This is a genomic window from Streptococcus sp. GP0011 (assembly GCF_030546305.1).
Lineage (GTDB): Bacteria > Bacillota > Bacilli > Lactobacillales > Streptococcaceae > Streptococcus.
Genome location: NZ_JAUONR010000001.1, coordinates 370,993 through 388,722, shown reverse-complemented (window position 1 = coordinate 388,722; position 17,730 = coordinate 370,993). Strand labels below are relative to the sequence as shown.

General features: G+C 35.1%; 23 protein-coding genes and 3 pseudogenes. 24 read left to right on the top strand and 2 right to left on the bottom strand.

Translation table 11 applies throughout. The annotated features are described in order from the left end of the window. Positions 1 to 7 precede the first annotated feature (7 nt). Both Q4443_RS01960 and Q4443_RS01955 read right to left on the bottom strand, forming a co-directional pair. The gene (locus tag Q4443_RS01960) at positions 8 to 343 is read right to left on the bottom strand and encodes a hypothetical protein (protein WP_000806926.1); all 336 of its coding nucleotides are present in this window, start codon (positions 341 to 343) and stop codon (positions 8 to 10) included. Continuing rightward, positions 340 to 516: pseudogene (locus tag Q4443_RS01955) on the bottom strand (DNA polymerase); the annotation flags it as partial. The gene Q4443_RS01960 and the pseudogene Q4443_RS01955, both read right to left, overlap by 4 nt. Between Q4443_RS01955 and Q4443_RS01950 the strand changes: the two are divergent. From Q4443_RS01950 to Q4443_RS01835, 24 genes and pseudogenes are all read left to right on the top strand, one after another. Then, positions 511 to 948: pseudogene (locus tag Q4443_RS01950) on the top strand (zinc ribbon domain-containing protein); the annotation flags it as partial. The pseudogenes Q4443_RS01955 and Q4443_RS01950 sit on opposite strands and share 6 nt — an antisense overlap. A gap of 134 nt (positions 949 to 1,082) precedes the next feature. Further along, positions 1,083 to 1,970, top strand: a complete 888-nt coding sequence (locus Q4443_RS01945; protein ID WP_001270697.1) for a nucleotidyltransferase — start codon at positions 1,083 to 1,085, stop codon at positions 1,968 to 1,970. 5 nt (positions 1,971 to 1,975) lie between these two features. After that, entirely contained in the window at positions 1,976 to 2,560 is a 585-nt protein-coding gene (locus Q4443_RS01940) for a hypothetical protein (RefSeq protein WP_001005371.1), read from the top strand. 234 nt (positions 2,561 to 2,794) lie between these two features. Next, a pseudogene (locus Q4443_RS01935) lies at positions 2,795 to 2,866 on the top strand (competence protein TfoX); the annotation flags it as partial. A gap of 27 nt (positions 2,867 to 2,893) precedes the next feature. Beyond that, positions 2,894 to 3,511: an RpiB/LacA/LacB family sugar-phosphate isomerase gene (locus tag Q4443_RS01930; protein WP_049502575.1), complete on the top strand. Its 618-nt coding sequence runs from the start codon at positions 2,894 to 2,896 to the stop codon at positions 3,509 to 3,511. 203 nt (positions 3,512 to 3,714) lie between these two features. Next, entirely contained in the window at positions 3,715 to 4,521 is an 807-nt protein-coding gene (locus Q4443_RS01925; protein WP_303407870.1) for an alpha/beta fold hydrolase, read from the top strand. Positions 4,522 to 4,532: 11 nt separating this feature from the next. After that, a complete protein-coding gene (locus Q4443_RS01920; RefSeq protein ID WP_000900064.1) occupies positions 4,533 to 4,661 on the top strand; it encodes a hypothetical protein in 129 nt (42 codons plus the stop codon). 87 nt (positions 4,662 to 4,748) lie between these two features. Beyond that, on the top strand, positions 4,749 to 5,366 hold the full coding sequence (locus Q4443_RS01915) for an SAP domain-containing protein (protein WP_000573126.1): 618 nt from the start codon (positions 4,749 to 4,751) through the stop codon (positions 5,364 to 5,366). Between the two features lie 39 nt (positions 5,367 to 5,405). Continuing rightward, positions 5,406 to 6,260, top strand: coding sequence for an ADP-ribosylglycohydrolase family protein (locus Q4443_RS01910; RefSeq protein WP_000900003.1), 855 nt, complete (start codon positions 5,406 to 5,408; stop codon positions 6,258 to 6,260). A 29-nt stretch (positions 6,261 to 6,289) separates the two neighbouring features. Then, a complete protein-coding gene (locus Q4443_RS01905) occupies positions 6,290 to 6,700 on the top strand; it encodes a hypothetical protein (protein ID WP_000523681.1) in 411 nt (136 codons plus the stop codon). 234 nt (positions 6,701 to 6,934) lie between these two features. Then, on the top strand, positions 6,935 to 7,603 hold the full coding sequence (locus Q4443_RS01900) for a hypothetical protein (RefSeq protein WP_000760101.1): 669 nt from the start codon (positions 6,935 to 6,937) through the stop codon (positions 7,601 to 7,603). A 113-nt stretch (positions 7,604 to 7,716) separates the two neighbouring features. Further along, entirely contained in the window at positions 7,717 to 8,379 is a 663-nt protein-coding gene (locus tag Q4443_RS01895) for a DUF443 family protein (RefSeq protein ID WP_000420676.1), read from the top strand. A 14-nt stretch (positions 8,380 to 8,393) separates the two neighbouring features. Further along, positions 8,394 to 8,525, top strand: coding sequence for a hypothetical protein (locus Q4443_RS01890; RefSeq protein WP_303407869.1), 132 nt, complete (start codon positions 8,394 to 8,396; stop codon positions 8,523 to 8,525). A gap of 44 nt (positions 8,526 to 8,569) precedes the next feature. Further along, the gene (locus tag Q4443_RS01885; protein WP_303407868.1) at positions 8,570 to 9,226 is read left to right on the top strand and encodes a DUF443 family protein; all 657 of its coding nucleotides are present in this window, start codon (positions 8,570 to 8,572) and stop codon (positions 9,224 to 9,226) included. 42 nt (positions 9,227 to 9,268) lie between these two features. Next, a complete protein-coding gene (locus tag Q4443_RS01880) occupies positions 9,269 to 9,925 on the top strand; it encodes a hypothetical protein (RefSeq protein ID WP_303407867.1) in 657 nt (218 codons plus the stop codon). Between the two features lie 132 nt (positions 9,926 to 10,057). Then, complete coding sequence (locus Q4443_RS01875) at positions 10,058 to 10,807, top strand: hypothetical protein (protein ID WP_303407865.1); 750 nt, start codon at positions 10,058 to 10,060, stop codon at positions 10,805 to 10,807. A 135-nt stretch (positions 10,808 to 10,942) separates the two neighbouring features. Further along, a complete protein-coding gene (locus Q4443_RS01870; RefSeq protein ID WP_049518666.1) occupies positions 10,943 to 11,824 on the top strand; it encodes a diacylglycerol kinase family protein in 882 nt (293 codons plus the stop codon). A gap of 64 nt (positions 11,825 to 11,888) precedes the next feature. Then, positions 11,889 to 12,380 (top strand): phosphoribosylanthranilate isomerase, encoded by a 492-nt coding sequence (locus Q4443_RS01865; RefSeq protein ID WP_049518668.1) that lies wholly within the window; start codon positions 11,889 to 11,891, stop codon positions 12,378 to 12,380. A 142-nt stretch (positions 12,381 to 12,522) separates the two neighbouring features. Continuing rightward, the gene (locus Q4443_RS01860; protein WP_049518670.1) at positions 12,523 to 13,179 is read left to right on the top strand and encodes a hypothetical protein; all 657 of its coding nucleotides are present in this window, start codon (positions 12,523 to 12,525) and stop codon (positions 13,177 to 13,179) included. Positions 13,180 to 13,383: 204 nt separating this feature from the next. Beyond that, positions 13,384 to 15,126: a glycoside hydrolase family 13 protein gene (locus Q4443_RS01855; RefSeq protein WP_303407863.1), complete on the top strand. Its 1,743-nt coding sequence runs from the start codon at positions 13,384 to 13,386 to the stop codon at positions 15,124 to 15,126. Positions 15,127 to 15,282: 156 nt separating this feature from the next. Then, positions 15,283 to 16,158 carry a DUF4300 family protein gene (locus Q4443_RS01850; protein WP_303407862.1) on the top strand — a complete coding sequence of 292 codons (876 nt, stop codon included), beginning with the start codon at positions 15,283 to 15,285 and terminating at the stop codon, positions 16,156 to 16,158. A 19-nt stretch (positions 16,159 to 16,177) separates the two neighbouring features. Then, positions 16,178 to 16,360, top strand: coding sequence for a hypothetical protein (locus tag Q4443_RS01845; RefSeq protein ID WP_084849862.1), 183 nt, complete (start codon positions 16,178 to 16,180; stop codon positions 16,358 to 16,360). A gap of 96 nt (positions 16,361 to 16,456) precedes the next feature. Further along, entirely contained in the window at positions 16,457 to 16,963 is a 507-nt protein-coding gene (locus tag Q4443_RS01840) for a YfbM family protein (protein WP_303407861.1), read from the top strand. Positions 16,964 to 17,141: 178 nt separating this feature from the next. Further along, positions 17,142 to 17,696 (top strand): hypothetical protein, encoded by a 555-nt coding sequence (locus Q4443_RS01835; RefSeq protein WP_049518680.1) that lies wholly within the window; start codon positions 17,142 to 17,144, stop codon positions 17,694 to 17,696. The last annotated feature ends 34 nt before the right edge of the window (positions 17,697 to 17,730 follow it).

Genomic DNA, 17,730 nt, shown 5'->3' with positions numbered 1-17,730 from the left:
ATCCTTTCTATGCAGAGGCAAGGGTATTTTTATCAAATTGAATCGTAAAACCTTGAATTCCCCCACCTGTGTAACATTCTTTAAAGCGATTGATTACCTCAGTATAGATTATCACAGATGAGCTTGTTGGCTTAATGCTAAATGTAAATTCCAATGGTAATCGGTTTTCAGATTTAGCATGTACTAGTCGTATCGATATTTCAGTTGTTTTGAGTTTTCTCTGACGAAGTTTTGAAGTTGCTGTTTCAACGATTCCATGTAAAAATCTTTCAAGCATTTCAATATCATTACATCCTTTGCTACGGATTTCTGAAAATTGTACTGTATTTTTTTCTTGTTTCATTTTAATCCCTCCAATCCACCCGCGGAATGACCACCGATAAGTTTACTGCGTTCAATATTTCTGGAACCTTCAGTTAGGACGGTTCCTTTTTGTATGGCTAAAAAACCAAACTGTTCTCTGACAACATCAATAGCTGTCTGAAGTCTATTTTCTTTTTCAATTTCTTCTACATCATGCAAAATGAGGACAACCCTTTTACTACCAAGGTGTTCTGTGCAGAATGCGGTTCAGCTTTTGGACGTAAGAACTGGACGACCAGTCGTGGCAAACGTAAAGTTTGGCAGTGTAACAACCGTTATAAGGTAAAGGGACAGATTGGTTGTCAGAATAACCATATCGATGAGGGAACACTAGAGAAAGCTGTAATGATGGCAGTTAAACTACTGAGTGAGAATATGGATTTGTTGCATGGAAAGTGGAATAAGATCTTGGAAGAAAACCAGTTATTAGAAAAGCATTACAGTGTGTTACTGGCTGAATTGATAAATAAGGAGTGTTGGGAATATGATTCCTTTGAGATGTGTCAGGTACTAGATAGTATTTTGATTTCGGAGGATGGACAGATAACCGTTAGATTTTTGGAAGGAACAGAAGTTGATTTATAAGGCTGTAGGCATAGTATAGTTCACTATGTTTGCAGCCTTTTTTCTTGTTTAGTGGTATAATTATATGTAGGATTTTTTTAATATCGGTTACTTTTTATGAATTAACCAAAAAACTAAAATGGAGTTGTTTTATAATGAGATATTCTGAAGAAGCATTACAATCATGGATTAAGCCGTTATCTGCCACTGAAGAAACACGGGTTGAAAATACTATTGGAATGATTAAAGATGCAATAGAAAGGAGTGGGCTCTCTTCAAAGTATGAATATGAAATTTTTGCCCAAGGTTCTTATGCAAATAATACGAATGTAAAGAAAAATAGCGACATTGATATCTGTATCATGGTGAAATCTTTATTTTATTGTGAGTATGTAGATGGGTTATCGGACCTAGACTATAATTACTCTAGTAGCAGCACCAATGCTAATGTATTTAAAAACGAAGTGATTAAAGCGTTAATTTCAAAATTTGGTGCAGAATCAGTTTCTATTGGCAATAAGTGTATCAATATTAATTCTAACTCATATCACGTAAATGCAGATGTAGTCCCATGTTTTCAATATCGAAATTATAGATATATTGGTAGCAGGTCATCTGAAAAATTTGTTGAAGGCATCAAATTTTTTACCTCAAACGGAAATTATGAAGTAATTAATTATCCTAAAGTTCATATACAAAATGGTATCTCTAAGAATAAATCTACTCACTATAAATATAAATATTTAGTTAGGATTATGAAGCATATTAAGAACGAGATGCAGGAGCTAGGATTGACAAACGAACGCATTTCTTCATATTTGATAGAATGTTTGGTCTGGAATATACCTGAACAGATGTTTTTCAATAGTAATAGCTACACAGGGTTGTTACAGCAAGCGTTATATTACATAGTGTCTCAAGTGAATTTAAATTGGGTTGAAGTAAGTGGAATGTATTACCTTTTTCGTTCAGAGCAGAAATGGAATTTACAGGATACAAAAACTTTTTTAGTTAGAATGATTGAATTTTTGGATTATAAATAAAACTTATGAATGAACAGCAGAAAAAATTTTTGAATATTACAATATGGGTTTTTGCAATTTGCTTGTTATTAAGATTGTTAATAAGTGGCCAAGAGATTGCAGTGAATCTTAAATCTGATATTTTGGCATTGGTATATTCAGCCATTGGGTATATTGGTGAAGCTATATCAGTTACAGCAATTATTATGGCTATTTTTGAAAAAACAGCATGGCGGTGGCCATTACTATCTAAGATTCATAATGTTCCAATTTTATTTGCGAATTATGTAGGTAGTTTCAAGACGGACTATGATCAGAATGAAAGAAATTGTGAACTTACTATTGAACAGTCATTTACGACTATTAAAGTTAAGTTTAAAACGGGTGAAAGTTCGAGCCATAGCATTACAGCATCAATTATCAATGATAATGGAACACAAAAATTAATTTATACATATTTAAATAGCCCAAGGGCTGAATTGCAAAGTCCTATACATTATGGGACGGTAATTCTTGATATTGATAATCCAAATCAACTAGAAGGAAATTATTATACTAATCGAGGAACCAAAGGTTCAATGAGTTTTGAGATAAACAACCCTTCTCGCTAGTTGGATTTGTAAAGATTTAAATAAAGAAAGAAGAACTAACTATCGGAAACTTGGCATAGATGTAACAATACTGTATATTAACGAAGCCGTAAATACTCGCATTAGTTACGTTTAATAGTTTAATACGGATATTCAGCAGCTTTGATTTCGTTTCACAGTATAGGTAGTAACCGTCAAGACATGTGGAGGCGGTAGTTTTGATGTCAAAAGTTGCAACCAGTGAATAAATGAAGTGTAGAAAATAAAGGCTTGTTCAATTCAATATATAATGAATTACCGGCACCCAAACCAAAGAAAAAGAAATAATTAAATTAGAAGTTGAAGGGGGGAAGAATGAGAATCGGAGTTATTCAAGCAAGTTCGCAAGCGACCAAAAATCAAATAATCTATGATGCTGTATTAAAGTATGCTCCAAAGAAATCTGAGGTTATAAATTTTGGCTGTACGATGGAAGAAAATGAAAAATACTCGTATATAGAAATTTCTATTCTTATAGGTATCTTGTTGGCAAGTAGGACAGTTGATTTCGTTGTTACGGGCTGTTCTTCCGGACAAGGAATGATGCTTGCTTGTAATAGTATGCCTGATGTCATTTGCGGATATGCACCTACACCGAATGATGCCTATTTATTTGCTCAGATTAATAATGGAAATGCGATATCATTACCATTAGGTGAAAATTATACATGGTCAGGTACTGAAAATCTTGAAAGAACAATAGAAGCTCTTTTCTCGAAGCCATTTGGACAAGGATACCCCAAAAGTGAGGCAGAGAGAAAGGTAAGAGATGCTGAGAAACTTAAAGAAATAAGAAGAATCGGGCAGGTTCAGTTTGAAGAATTCGCAAATGTACTAGATATATCATTGTTTGAATCAATCAAGAGGAAACAGAATGTAATTCAGAATGTAAAGGCGTATGGGAAGAAAGAAATAGCTGATTTAATGAAATGAGTAAATCACAGTTTGTCGGGGTAATACCTTTTAACGATAACCTTATGCTATCGTCAAAAGGTTTATAGACATGTTCCCACATACATGTTCACTTGGCATACATAGTGTTCACTCGTTTTATGTCGAGTGTGTGGTACTGCTTTTAAGAGCTGATTGAACAAGGAAAATTAGCTAGTGAAAGTCCTACAGTAAGGAGTTTAAACATGAAATTCCATGAATTTGGTAATAAGAATTTGCCTCCTATTTTACTGATACATGGTGGTGGCAGTTCTTGGTGGAATTATCTTCGTCAAGCACGAATCCTGTCAGAAGAATACCGTATTATTCTACCCACTTTGAATGGCCACGGAGAGGAATATCAACTTGATTATGTTTCTACTGAAGATTCTGCTTTGGAGATTCTAGACTATATCAAAGCAAACTGTGGTGGGAAATTGTTTGCAATCGGTGGTGTTTCACTTGGTGGTCAAATTGCCATGGAGCTTTTATCTTTAGATAGTGAAATTGCTGAGAAGGCCATCATAGACGGAAGCCTCTGTATTCCTCAACCAAGGTTAGCTAAAATCAGCATCTTTCTAGTGTCTCTATTTGGTAAACTGATGTTCAATAAATTCTCTTGCAAACTTCAGTTAAGCATGATGAACAAACTCTATCCTAAACTGGCTTATCCAGAGGAAATAAAAGCTTATTATTTGGAGGATTTGCCAAGAATGCCTATCAAAACATTAGTGACTATTTACAAAACCTATATGGGGTATTACAAGCCAAAGGATATGATTTCTGCTAGCAAGGCTCAGGTTCTGTATATCTATGGTGAAAAAGAATTGAACTGTGTGAAAGAATCAGCGAAATTATTTCATCAGCTACATTCAAATACAATTTTGTATGAAGCAAAGGGCTATAACCACAGCTATTTATCAGCTTACCTACCTTATGAGTGGATTGATTTGGTGGTGCCATTTTTAAAGAGTGACTCATTAGAAATGTGTAACGAATCTGATATGCCATAAGGAGGAAACGGATGCTAGGAGCAATAGTTGGAGACATTGTAGATTCAGTTTACGAATGGAACAATATCAAAACGAAGGATTTTCCTTTATTTCGTGAGGATTGTTTTTTCACGGATGATACGGTAAGTCCGAACCACTGAGTGTGTGAGTTTGTTAGTGAAACGTAGCTAATCCTCAAAAAAATTATTTTAAGATGAAAACTAGATTGGTTTTAAGGAGGTAAAATATTGATAGAGAGCAGACCTGAGTTTGATACAATCAAATCCTTTGATGAGTTTAATAAATACTATTGGTATCGTGATGAACTTTCACAGATATGCAAGTCATTGGGGCTTGAATATAGAGGTACAAAACGAGAACTCAATCATATTATTGAGCAGTACTTTAAGGGTATTTTGATTAAAAAATCATCAATAAAAAGGAAAAAGAAACAAGTAGAAGTCGTTACCTTATATACGCCCTTACTTGAGTGCGGATTCTCCTTTAATGCATACTTTAGAGAATATTTCTCAACTTTAACAGATGTTTCGCCCTTTAAATTTACTGCTGATATGGCTACAGCTTGGAGAAAAGTAAAAAGGGAACACGATTTGAGTTTTACAATCCAAGATATGCTAAAAGTTTATTATGGAAATTCAGATTATGCAAAGTATGACCATTCGGTTTGTCAATGGAATCAATTTTTAAAAGACTTTTGTGCAGACGAAAATAGTCGCAATTACTCGAATAAACTAAAAGTAGCTTCTATTCTTTGGAAAGAAGTTAGAAATTCAAGTAATGAAAAAATTTATTCAAAGAATCTTTTGACCGAATATGCTGATAAAGTAAAAGAGTATGAGAAGTAGAAATATCAGTTTAAACCAATAGTTAACAAGGAGGAATCTATGCTAGGAGCAATTATCGGAGACATTGTAGGTTCAGTTTACGAATGGAACAATATCAAAACGAAGGATTTTCCTTTATTTCGTGAGAATTGTTTTTTTACGGATGATACTGTCATGACCTGCGCAGTTGCTGAGGCTATTATGAATGGTGGTCACCAGGATGACTTTATTGATGCTATGAAGAAATACGGCAAGTTGTATCCCGATGCGGGCTACGGTGCTCGGTTTAGTAGTTGGATCAATAGTGACAATCGTGAGCCTTATAATAGCTTTGGAAATGGATCTGCTATGCGTGTTTCTCCATGTGCTTGGGTCATGGACTGCGGTTTTTGTGCGAGAACTGGTATGACGCCATCAACTAGAAATCTTGCACGCCTTTCTGCAGAGGTCACCCATAATCATCCGGAAGGGATCAAAGGCGCTATGGCAACAACAGATGCTATCTTTATGTGTAGATATTTCTTTGGAGGTTATTGTGGGGATTATGAGCAACCAATTAAGGATAATCCCACAGAGTGCAAAAGACGGATCAAGGATTATATAGAGAAGGAATTCGGATATGATTTATCCCAAACTTTAGATGAAATCCGTCCTAGATACCATTTCAACGAAACATGCCAGGAAACGGTTCCTCAGGCCATTATTGCATTTCTGGAAAGTACAGATTTCGAAGATGCGATAAGAAACGCCATCTCACTTGGTGGCGATAGTGATACACTGGCAGCAATTACAGGAAGTATAGCTGAGGCAGCATACGGTATTCCTGATTGGATCAAGGAAAAGGCCTATTCCTATCTAGATGAGCCATTAAAGGATGTTATTAGGAGATGGGAGCTTTACATAGCAAAAAAATGATTATGTAGCTGATTAGAAAGGTGGAGCATATGGGATTACTTGATAAGTATATAAAGAAAGATGAAAACTATAAAAAGAAAAAAGTTATAGAGGTTGTCTCAAATATCTTAACCGCTATTCATCTGAAAAAATATGAAGACATTATGAATTATGTCGACGAATCAGAGATTGATGATTTAAATGAATTCTTTGGTTATGTTGAAAAGACATTGGAATTGAATGATTTTGACACGATTGATGAGTATGGTGTGGAATGTCATTTCAATCCGCCTTACGAGTATTCTCAATTGGAGATTTATGATTATGATGACCAGACTGGGTTTGCTGTTGATTATGATTTGACTTCAAATTCTGAATTAGTAGATATGAGATTGCAAATAGAGTTTCTATATACCGATAATGGCTATACGGTAAGATTTCTTGATGTCGATCCTGGTTAGGAGAAGTTTAACAAGCAATATCCTTGGTACACTATTTATACAGGCATTTAAGATTTTCTTGAATGTCTTTTTTGCACAAGAGTAAGGTCAAAGCTTTTAAACTATCAAGTTTTCCTATCAATAGGTCAATTGTCTTTAAATGTATTTTATGAATGAATCTAAATGGTTATAGAAAGCCATTTCCAGTATGTTCATGCTATAATAGTTTTAGACTTTTTATTTTTGGAGATATAAATGAAAAAATATAAGCATTTATTATGGCTTTCTGCCTTGATCATCATACTGATATCACTATTTTCACTGAATGGGTGTAGTTTGGGTGGTGAGACCATTCCCAAAAACAGAACAAAAGAACAGTACGAATTTGAAAAAACGTTTGAACCTATGTTTAAATTTTTAGAACAAGACAAGAAAGATTTTACGGGATTAAAGGCATACACTAGTAGAATTTATATAAAAAATCAAGATGAAGTAAAAGAATACGAAGTAGATTTAGATATCACTCAAGCTGATATTAAAGGTGATTATACAATAACAATTGGCGAGGATAACAAAACTGTTCCGGTTACATATTCTAATGGGAAGTTAAATTATGGGTCGGAGGTAACTCCTTTATATGATGAAGAAATTCTTAATTTAGTGGTACAAAGAGAATTCTTTACTTCTTTAGATGTAAAGGAGACCTTTAAGAGTGCAGAAACAGAGCTTCGTGAGATTGTATATCAGCCAGAAAATAACTCTGACCTCTATAAACATCTAAAAAGCAAATATGATTTACCAGAGGAAACAACATGTATAGTATTAGTAAATCATTCTAGCTCAACTATATATAGAGTAACTATTCAACTAAAATCTAATCAAAAGATTGTGCAAATTAGTAGTGTTATTTTTGAAAAAGAATGAGGTTTCCATGAACGAAATTGAAAAGAGTAATCGCCGAGTTGAAATGTCTCCAGTATTATCGAAAGTAGTGTTGAATTAGAAAAGAAGTATTTAAAGGTGTTTGGGTGGTAAATATGGAATTAAAATTTAAAGAAACAAATAAAACTTTTCATAAAATTGTAGAATTTAAAGGAGAAAAATATCTTTTGGATATGACTAGCATTAGCCCTAAAACTTATTTCTGGGGTTATCTTCCCAGTGAAATCACAGCTAAATGCTTAAAGTTAGATAAAAGAGATATACGTTTTGAGAGTGTGGCTCCAACAATGAGTAAATCAATTGGTATTGGAATAGGTGTAGCAATAGGCGGAGCTTGTTATGGGATTGTTACGAATGCTTTTAAGAGTTATGACATTAGCCATAATATTTCTTTTAAATTGGGTTTATTTGTCCTCTTTATTGCCCTGGCTTATCTTACTTTCAGGTTCATTGCTTTTGTGGTTCGTCATAATCTTCAACAAAAACTTTCAAGTAAAGAAACGAAGTATCAAATAGTTTTCAAATTAGCAAGACCACAACGTCAGTTAAAACTGTATAAACTTCTGCCTATTCTTTTCGTTATGGTTATAGGATGTTTGGGGTTTTATATATTTACTGATAATGGGACAGAGGCCTCTATCCTTATCATTAACAGTATTATATTTTTGGGTTTCTTTACGGTTATCTTAGGTATGTTACCACTCCGAGAAAGTTACGAAAAGCAAGAGATTATTTTTGATAGAATAGAGAAGTTATAATTTATAGTAACTTTATGAGGATTAAAACTATAACAAATGAGATGGGGGACAATCTGGATAAGAGTATTAAGGAAATAGGAAGCACCATTGATTCAGCTATCAAAAAAGTTGGAAGTAAAATTGATGCAGGTATCAAGGAAGTCTGAAATAGTATTGATTCTGGTATTAAATCAATTCAGAAAGTGCTTGGGTGGTAATTTTGAAAATTAATTTTAGAGGATTGGATGTTGCTTATTTTGATGTGTTAGAGATGGGAGAGAAAAAGTACGTTCTTGATTCCAACTCCACGACACCAAAGAGTTATTATTGGGGACTTTCCCCTGAAACTCTTGAAGTTGATTTGATAGAACTTGATAGTCAGAATAAAAATTTTGATAAAAAAATTAAGATGGGTCCTTCAGGAATGCGTATGGTATCTATTGGTTTTGGTCTTCTTTCGTATAGAGTAGTAACATCAATTTTTAGACATTATGATATTAGTCATAATCTATATTTAAAAGTATCTTTATTTCCTATATCTATTTTGGTAGCTTATATTGTCTATCAAAGTATTTTAATGAAATCGAGGAAGGAGATTTCAAGTCGTTTATCGCAGGAAAAGAAGAGGTTTAAAATAGTTTTTCAGAATAATAAGAAAAAAAGACAATTCCATGCCTATCTATTTCTCATTCTACATGCAATTGCTTTCTCTATTTATATGGGACAAGATAATGGAACAGAAGCTGCAATTCTAGTGTTGAATGGTTTGTTGGTCTATCTATTTATTTGGATTGAATCTGGCGTTATTCCATTAACTTATGCTTATCAAAAGAAATACCTAGAATTTAAAGAACTGAAAAAGCTATAATATAACTTATAACGAAATTCAGAAAGTGTTTGGGTGGTAAATGTGGAATTAAAATTTAAAAATTCAAGAATGATGTGCTTTCAAATTGTTCAGATAGATCAAGAATCGAAGAAGTATGTCATGGATACGAGTACTATAAGCCCCAAGAGCTACTATTGGGGAATAAAAACAGATACGATTACAGTGGACATGGTGGAGATTGAAAAGAATAATAACCAATTCGAAATTAAACCTAGCAGACCTGTAAGTGCAACAATTGGAGCCATTATCGTTCAAGCAATCGTCAAGGTTAGCTATGATGCGCTGAAAAAATTTTTTATTCACAATAATATTAGCGAGCAAATATTATTAAAGTTATTACTCTTTGCAATTTCTATGCTGATTTCTTATTTTGCAATTCTGATTTCATTAAAGTTATCCCATAATAAAGCAGATAAATGGATTCCTCAAAACAGCAATAAATACACAGTGACCTTTACAACTATTAAAAAAAGTAACGGAGGAGTATATCCTTTGGTTGGAGCAATTGCCCTTTGTTTACTTTTCTTTCTTGGTTTGAATAATGGAACAGAAGGGGCTTTTTTGGTAATCAATGGAATCATATCGCTATTCTTTTTCATGTTTACTCTAGGAAGTTTTCCAATCGCTCATCCATACAAGCATGGTCAAATTGAGGTTGAAAAGATTGAGAAAATATAGAATAAATGACATTGGAAATAGTATTGATTCAGGTATTAAATCAATTCAGAAAGTATTTGGGTGGTGAGCGACTCATTTAAAGTTCAAGACAGCTCTTACAATGCAGCATTGTGAGTTAGAAAAGGAGTAATAATGAATTACTTAGAATTACGTAAAAAATATGCTTTTTATAGAAAAGTTGCGATTGTTTTGGCTGTTCTTCTCATTCTTTTTGTAGCTTGGATGGTGAACGATAGGACTATTCAATTTCTTTGTATTATACTCATAAATGCACTCTTATTTCTTTTCATTGCACTAATCAGAAGAGGGTATGTAAGGAGTGGTACTAAGTTACTGTATATGGACTTAGATTTACCATCTTGGAAGCAATACATTGAGTTGAACAAAGATGCAAAAAGAGCTATTATACAAATGGATGTAAAACTAACATCTGTTGGGTATTCCTATTTGATTGGTGATTTCGATGCTGCCATTAAGGAGGCTTCTGAAGCAATGACTGATCAAAAACTGAAGCCGAAATACAGAGATTTTTTAGAGAGTTACCTCATTCGCTCAACAGTTCTTGCAAATCCTGACCTGACCAGAGATGAGCTTGAACTCATGTTAAATAAAATGTCCATATCAGATCCAACTCTAGCTGAAAAAACAAAAAGCGTGAGTCTTGCTCTATACGATTTAACAATTGCCCATCAATCCAATGATTATTTTGAAGAATTGGAAAACGAATTTAAATATCAACAATTGGAAATCACTTACTATCAAGCTTTGAACTTTAAAATAAAAGGTGATATGACCAGGGCGAATGAGTTGTTTAGAAAACTTGCTCAAGAAGATGAACAGCTCTATATCGTACAGAAGTCTAAAGAATTTTTAAAAAGTTGAGCGTTTTATTTGACTGATTAACGTCTCTATTCTAGTTAGTGGATCCGATTTTTCGAGCATTTGGATGGCGTTTACATCACTCAAGTGATATAATTAGTTACTAGAATTTTTGTAACTATTAAAGGAGTATTATCAATGAAAAAAGCAATGTTAATTATTAACCCTACCTCTGGTGGGGAAAAGGCTTTGGATTATAAGGTCAAGCTGGAGAATAAAGCCAAAGATTATTTTGAGCAGGTGGAAACCAAAATTACCGAAAAAGCGCTGGATGCAACACACTTTGCTGAGGAAGCGTCTCGTAAGCAGTACGATGCAGTGGTTGTTTTCGGTGGAGACGGGACTGTCAATGAAGTCATTTCGGGTATTGCTGAGAGAGACTACATTCCTAAGTTAGGGATTATCCCTGGTGGAACGGGTAACCTCATTACGAAACTGTTGGAAATCAATCAAGACATTGATGGCGCGATAGATGAACTCGATTTTAACTTAACCAATAAGATTGATATCGGTAAAGCAAATGATAACTATTTTGGTTATATCTTTAGTATCGGTTCTCTGCCTGAGGCGATTCACAATGTTGAAATCGAGGACAAGACGAAATTTGGTATCTTTGCCTATGCTGTAAATACCATGAAGTCCGTCATGACGGATCAGGTCTTTAACATTAAGGTTGAGACAGAAAATGGAAATTATGTTGGTGAAGCTAGCCATGTTTTGGTTCTCTTGACAAATTACTTCGCTGATAAGAAAATCTTTGAAGAAGACAAAGATGGCTATGCCAATATTTTGATTCTAAAAGATGCTTCTATATTCTCTAAATTATCCGTCATTCCTGATTTACTAAAAGGGGATGTTGTCGGAAATGATAATATTGAGTATATCAGAGCGCGTAATATTAAGATCTCTTCAGATAGTGAATTGGAGTCAGATGTTGACGGCGATAAATCGGATAACCTACCTGTAGAAATTAAAGTCCTAGCACAGCGAGTAGAAGTGTTTTCAAAACCGAAAGAGTAGAAGATAAAAAAATAGTTTATTTTTTACAATGAAATCAAGTTTCATATCAACGATTGGAGGAGGAATGAATTCTCTATTTGATGAATTTCGAACAATTTGCTCTCATTTAAACCAAGTCGGAATCACACCGACGCTCATGGGGTCTTTGGGGTTTGAATACCGTTCAAATGAAGAATGGGGGCCGTCTGACATTGACATTCATGTGGCTGGTGACCCTAGAGGTTGGGAAGCACCTGATCATCTCAGAATTTATGACTGGGACAAGATAATGAAAGTGATGAACCACTTGGGCTATACCTTGGTAGATATTCATGAGCATGAATTCCAAAAAGATGGTCTGAGTGTTGAATTCGGAAGTATCGATTCTTTACCTGATTTTGCAAGAGTTTCGGAATCAGATATAGAGCTGATTCATCTCGAAAACATCACTTTTCGCGTTCCAAGTTTAGAACAGTATTTAAGTATTTACAAGGCTTCTTCCCAAGATTCCTATCGAAATAACCACAATAACAATAAGGATTTTAAAAAGATTGAGTGGCTGGAAAGACATTTGTAAAACTGTCTTTCTATACAACGCCTTAAAATTAAATAATATGGATATCTCAGAATATTTAATTCGTTTCAAGAAATTTTATTAATAGGTATTATTCATAACATAGTGCTTAATTTAGTGTTTTTATAAAATCGGAGGGAATGATTTGTCAGTTTTAACAGAAAAAACAGAATGGCTCTGGAAAAAAAATCAGGAGCTATGGCTTAAAGAAATTGTTGAATATATTGAAGCAAATGATTTAGTTGATTATAATTTTCAGGACAATAACGAATGGACTGCTAGAGATTATGAACAGTCACCTTTATGCCAGATAATTTGGGGAGAAATAGTTTCCAGTTACCTTTCTAAGAAATTCGGCGAAGAGTACACATATTTAATAAATAGGTATCATTTAACAGTACAAAGCGATACGAAAAGTTTTCGTTTTCTCTTTGATGTAATGAATAATGGTAAGGCAGCATATAATCCTTCTTATAGGACCAAAGATAATAGTGATATTATATATAAATATCATTATATTGGTAATTTTACCCCTATTCCAGGTAATGTTCCATTAAAGCCAAGTTTACAATTTAGTCACAAAGTTTTTCAAGAAGATTGGAACAAGATGATAGAGCATATTAGAGATCGTTGGAATGAATTTAAGTTTGATTTGACGTTTGATGAATATATTGAGATGACTTTTCAAACCGATTATTATTCAAACAAAAAATTTAATAAGATTAGTGGAAAAGAAGATATAAAAAATATGATTATTTCGAGAGGCAAGCTAATAGAAGGACGGTTAAAAGAGCTAATTTAAAATTAAGTATGAACTATTTAAATAGTTTTTGAAAAAGTCTAATAATGAGAAGTCTTAGAGATAAGACTTTTTTATTTTTAGAACCAAACCGTCCGAAACTACGAACAAGCCTTGCAAATAAAATTAGAAAGTAGTATACTAGAATCACAATTATGAAAACGTTTGCGCAACAAGGTGAATAAAAGTAAACTAGGAGACAGAACAATGGAATTAACAGCCATTTACCACAGACCAGAGTCGGAGTATGCTTATCTTTATAAAGACAAGACAATGCACATTCGCCTCCGAACCAAGAAAGATGATATTGAAACCATCAACTTGCATTATGGAGATCCTTTTATCTTTATAGAGGACCGTTATGAAGATAGTAAGGAAATGAGTAAAGTAACTTCTGATGCTTTGTTTGATTATTGGCAAGTGGAGATTTCAGTTGGCTATGCCCGACTCCAGTATCTCTTTGAACTTAAAGATAAGCAAGGTCAGTGTATTTTATATGGTGATAAGGGATGTGTTGAAAACACGCTAGAAAATCTTCATTATGAAGGAAATGGATTTAAAATTCCTTATATTCATGGGATTGATGCTTGCCATATTCCTGACTGGGTGGCCGATACAGTTTGGTATCAGATTTTCCCAGAACGCTTTGCTAATGGGAACCCTGAGATTTCACCTGAAGGTTCACTAGCTTGGGATTCCTCTATCAAACCAAAGACGAGCGATTTCTTTGGAGGTGATTTACAAGGTGTTATTGACCATCTGGATTACTTGCAAGATTTGGGGATTACAGGTCTTTATCTCTGTCCGATTTTTGAATCCCCGAGCAATCACAAGTATAATACGACGGATTATTTTAAAATTGACCATCATTTTGGAGATAAGAATACTTTTCGTAAACTGGTGGAGGGGGCCCATCAGAGAGGGATGAAAATCATGCTGGACGCCGTTTTCAACCATATCGGGGATCAGTCTCCACAATGGCAGGATGTTCTCAAGCATGGTGAAAAGTCGGAATATAAAGACTGGTTCCATGTTCAAGAATTCCCCGTGACCAAGGATAAGCTAGGAAACCCAAGAAAACTCCCTTATCATACCTTTGCTTTTGCCAGCTATATGCCCAAGCTCAATACGGCCAATCCTCAAGTGAGGGACTATTTGTTAAAGGTTGCGACCTACTGGATTGAAGAGTTTGATATTGATGCTTGGCGCCTGGATGTGGCCAATGAAGTAGACCATCAATTTTGGAGAGATTTCCGTAAGGCTGTCTTGGCTAAAAAGCCTGACCTTTATATTCTTGGAGAAGTCTGGCACACTTCTCAGCCTTGGCTAAATGGCGATGAATTCCACGCAGTCATGAATTATCCATTCTCTGACAGTATCAAGGATTATTTCTTGCGTGGGGTTAAGAAGTCCCATCAATTTATCGATGAGATCAATAGCCAGTCTATGTACTATAGACAGCAGATTTCGGAAGTGATGTTTAATCTTCTGGATTCGCACGATACGGAGCGTATTTTGGCTACTGCCAAGGGAGATATCCAGCTTGTTAAGTCGGCTCTTGCTTTCCTCTTTTTACAAAGAGGGACACCGTGTTTCTACTATGGAACTGAGTTGGAGTTAGGTGGAGGGCCAGACCCAGATTGTCGTCGTGTCATGCCTTGGGAACGTGTTTCCGACAGTAATGACATGCTTCATTTCATGAAGAAATTGATTCAGCTTCGTAAGGATGCTTCAGGCATTATCCAACATGGAAGCTATAGCCTGAAAGAGATCAAGCCAGATGTGGTATCTCTGGCATGGGATTATGATGGACAAAAACTCCAAGCTATTTTTAACCAATCAACTGAAAACTATCTTTTAGAAGACAGTGACGCTGTAGCTCTAGCAAGTCATTGCCAAGTATTGGAGCAGCAACTGGTGATATTGCCTAAAGGTTTTATAATCCGATAAAAATCGTACTCAAAAAGACTGTTATGAATAGGTGATTCGTGCAGTCTTTTTTTGACTTATGTAGTATAATAAAGCTAAGTCACGGATTACCGGATGAGGGATTAGTGAAGAGTGTTTAAAGAAAAATAGAGACTTGTGCTTTAGAAAGGAAATTTCATGAAACGATCGAGAAAAGTAGTAGCCTTGGGACTGTGTTTGCCCTTATTTCTTGGTTTGGCTGCTTGTCACCAAAATAATACGAGCACTGAAGCTGCAAACCAGACACAGACCAGTTCGGATAAAGTTCCTTGGACGGCTTCATATACCAATCTGAACAATCAGGTTAGTACCGAAGAGGTCAAATCTCTCTTATCAGCTCACTTGGACCCAAATAGTGTTGATGCATTTTTCAATCTTGTCACAGACTATAATGCGACTGTCGGCTCTACTGGCTTAAGTGGAAATTTTGCCTCCTTTACGAAGACAGAATACGATGTAGAGAAAATCAGCAGTCTCTGGAATCAAAAAAAGGGTGACTTTGTCGGGACCAACTGCCGTATTAATAGCTATGCGCTCTTGAAAAATTCGGTCACAATCCCAAAACTCGAAAAGAATGATCAGCTGCTTTTTGTGGATAACGACGCTATCGATAAGGGAAAGCTATTTGATGCGAAAGATAAGGAAGAGTTTGACATTCTATTTTCTAGGGTAGCGACGGAAGCAACGACGGATGTAAAAGTTCACGCGCAGAATATGGAGAAATTCTTCTCCCAGTTTCAATTCAATGACAAAGCTCGAATGTTGTCTGTTGTATTGCATGACAATTTGGATGGAGAGTTTCTTTTTGTCGGGCACGTTGGTGTTTTAGTGCCAGCTGATGATGGTTTCTTATTTGTAGAGAAACTGACTTTTGAAGAGCCTTATCAAGCTATTAAGTTTGCGAGCAAGGAAGATTGTTACAAGTATCTATCCACTAAATATGCGGATTACACAGGTGATGGACTAGCTAAGCCTTTCATTATGGACAATGAAAAGTGGATTGAAGGATATTAATGTAGGCAAAGGTGATGAGATGGAAACAGTAATAGCGCTTTTAGTTGTCATTCTTATCGGATTCTGGGCTGTAAACATTCTCAAGCCTCGTAAGGAAAATAAAAAAGAAAGATTTATTGGCTATATGCAGCGCTATGATATTGACGGCGAGGGCTATCAGTCAGAAGTCTGGGAAGTAGCAGAAGATGAGAATGAGAAATAAGGAGGAGAGTCCAAAAACAGTAGATTTCTTGCCTTTTTCAAGAAAGGGGACTAGTAACATCAGTACTATCCTAAGGAACTGATAGGAGGAAACATTATGGGAATGATTGCTAATTATCAATATCTATCTGATAATGAATTAAGCCAAATAAAGCGGTATTCTTGTCAAGAAGAGGATTTGCTTGACTTGGTAGAGGATTCTACTAAGGAAAATGAGACGTTGATAGATATTGACAAAATGTGGGATGCCTTACTCTTTGTTATGACAGGCTTTAGTAGTTCAGAATTTATGGATGACGATCCTTTGAGAGAAGCTGTCTTGGGAGTGACCCCTTTAGAAAATGTGTCAGAATATATAGCCTATACTGAAAAGTCAAAGATAGCTGAGATTGTTCAAGCTTTAGAGAATTTTGACATGGATAGGGCTCTGGCTGACTTTAGCATGGAATCATGCAAGAAGGCCGATTTGTATCCCGATATTTGGGATTATCTTGATGAAGAGGAAGAAATCAAGGATGACATTCGAACCTACTTTGTAAAAATGAAGGACTTTTATAAGAAAATCTTAACTCTCAAGGGGAATGTCTTAGTGACTATTTGTTAACTACTTTTACCAACTGTTAGTCAGGTGCGTGATGAATGCACATTTAGAAAATCGAACACCTGATGATTTGTCTGGTGGATGAAATATTCCACCGTGTAGTCGGACGGGATAGATAGAAATGGGTTATAGAATTTGTAAGCATAATAAATTTTAAACTTTAAGATGGAGGATTAAAGAGATGGGAAAAATTGAATGGGAAAATGCAAAGACGCGTTTAGATGCCTTGCTTGTCATTGATGAGTATCGAACAGATCCAAACAAGACCTGGCTTCGATTGATCGTTAAGACTGAGGAAAGCTATGGGATCCGTTACCTTATCAACAACGGTTCTGGTGATTCTCTAGATGTGATTTTGACTGATAAAATGATCCTTATAAAGGGCTTTGATCATGAAAGTAGTTTGAGCCAATTTGCTGCGGATGAGTGGAATCAAGACATCATAGACGGATTTTATAAAGGACTGGATGAAAAGTATCAAAACCTATACTCAGAAGAGCAAAAAGATGAAACAACCTTCTTTATCTGGTATGACGATCAAGAGCATCAAAATACCTACCAAGATCAGGACGGTGGTGAATGGTTATTATCCTATTTCTTTGACAGTTTTGAGCGATTTCATGAGTTTGTGACGTATTACTATTCAATTACCGTAGATGAGGACTTACTTAGAAAACTCTACAATCAAGGTCAGCTTTCAGAAGTAGAATTGGAGCAGTTGATTCGTACTTCCTAGCAGGAAATATTTATAAAATCTGATGAAAAGAACT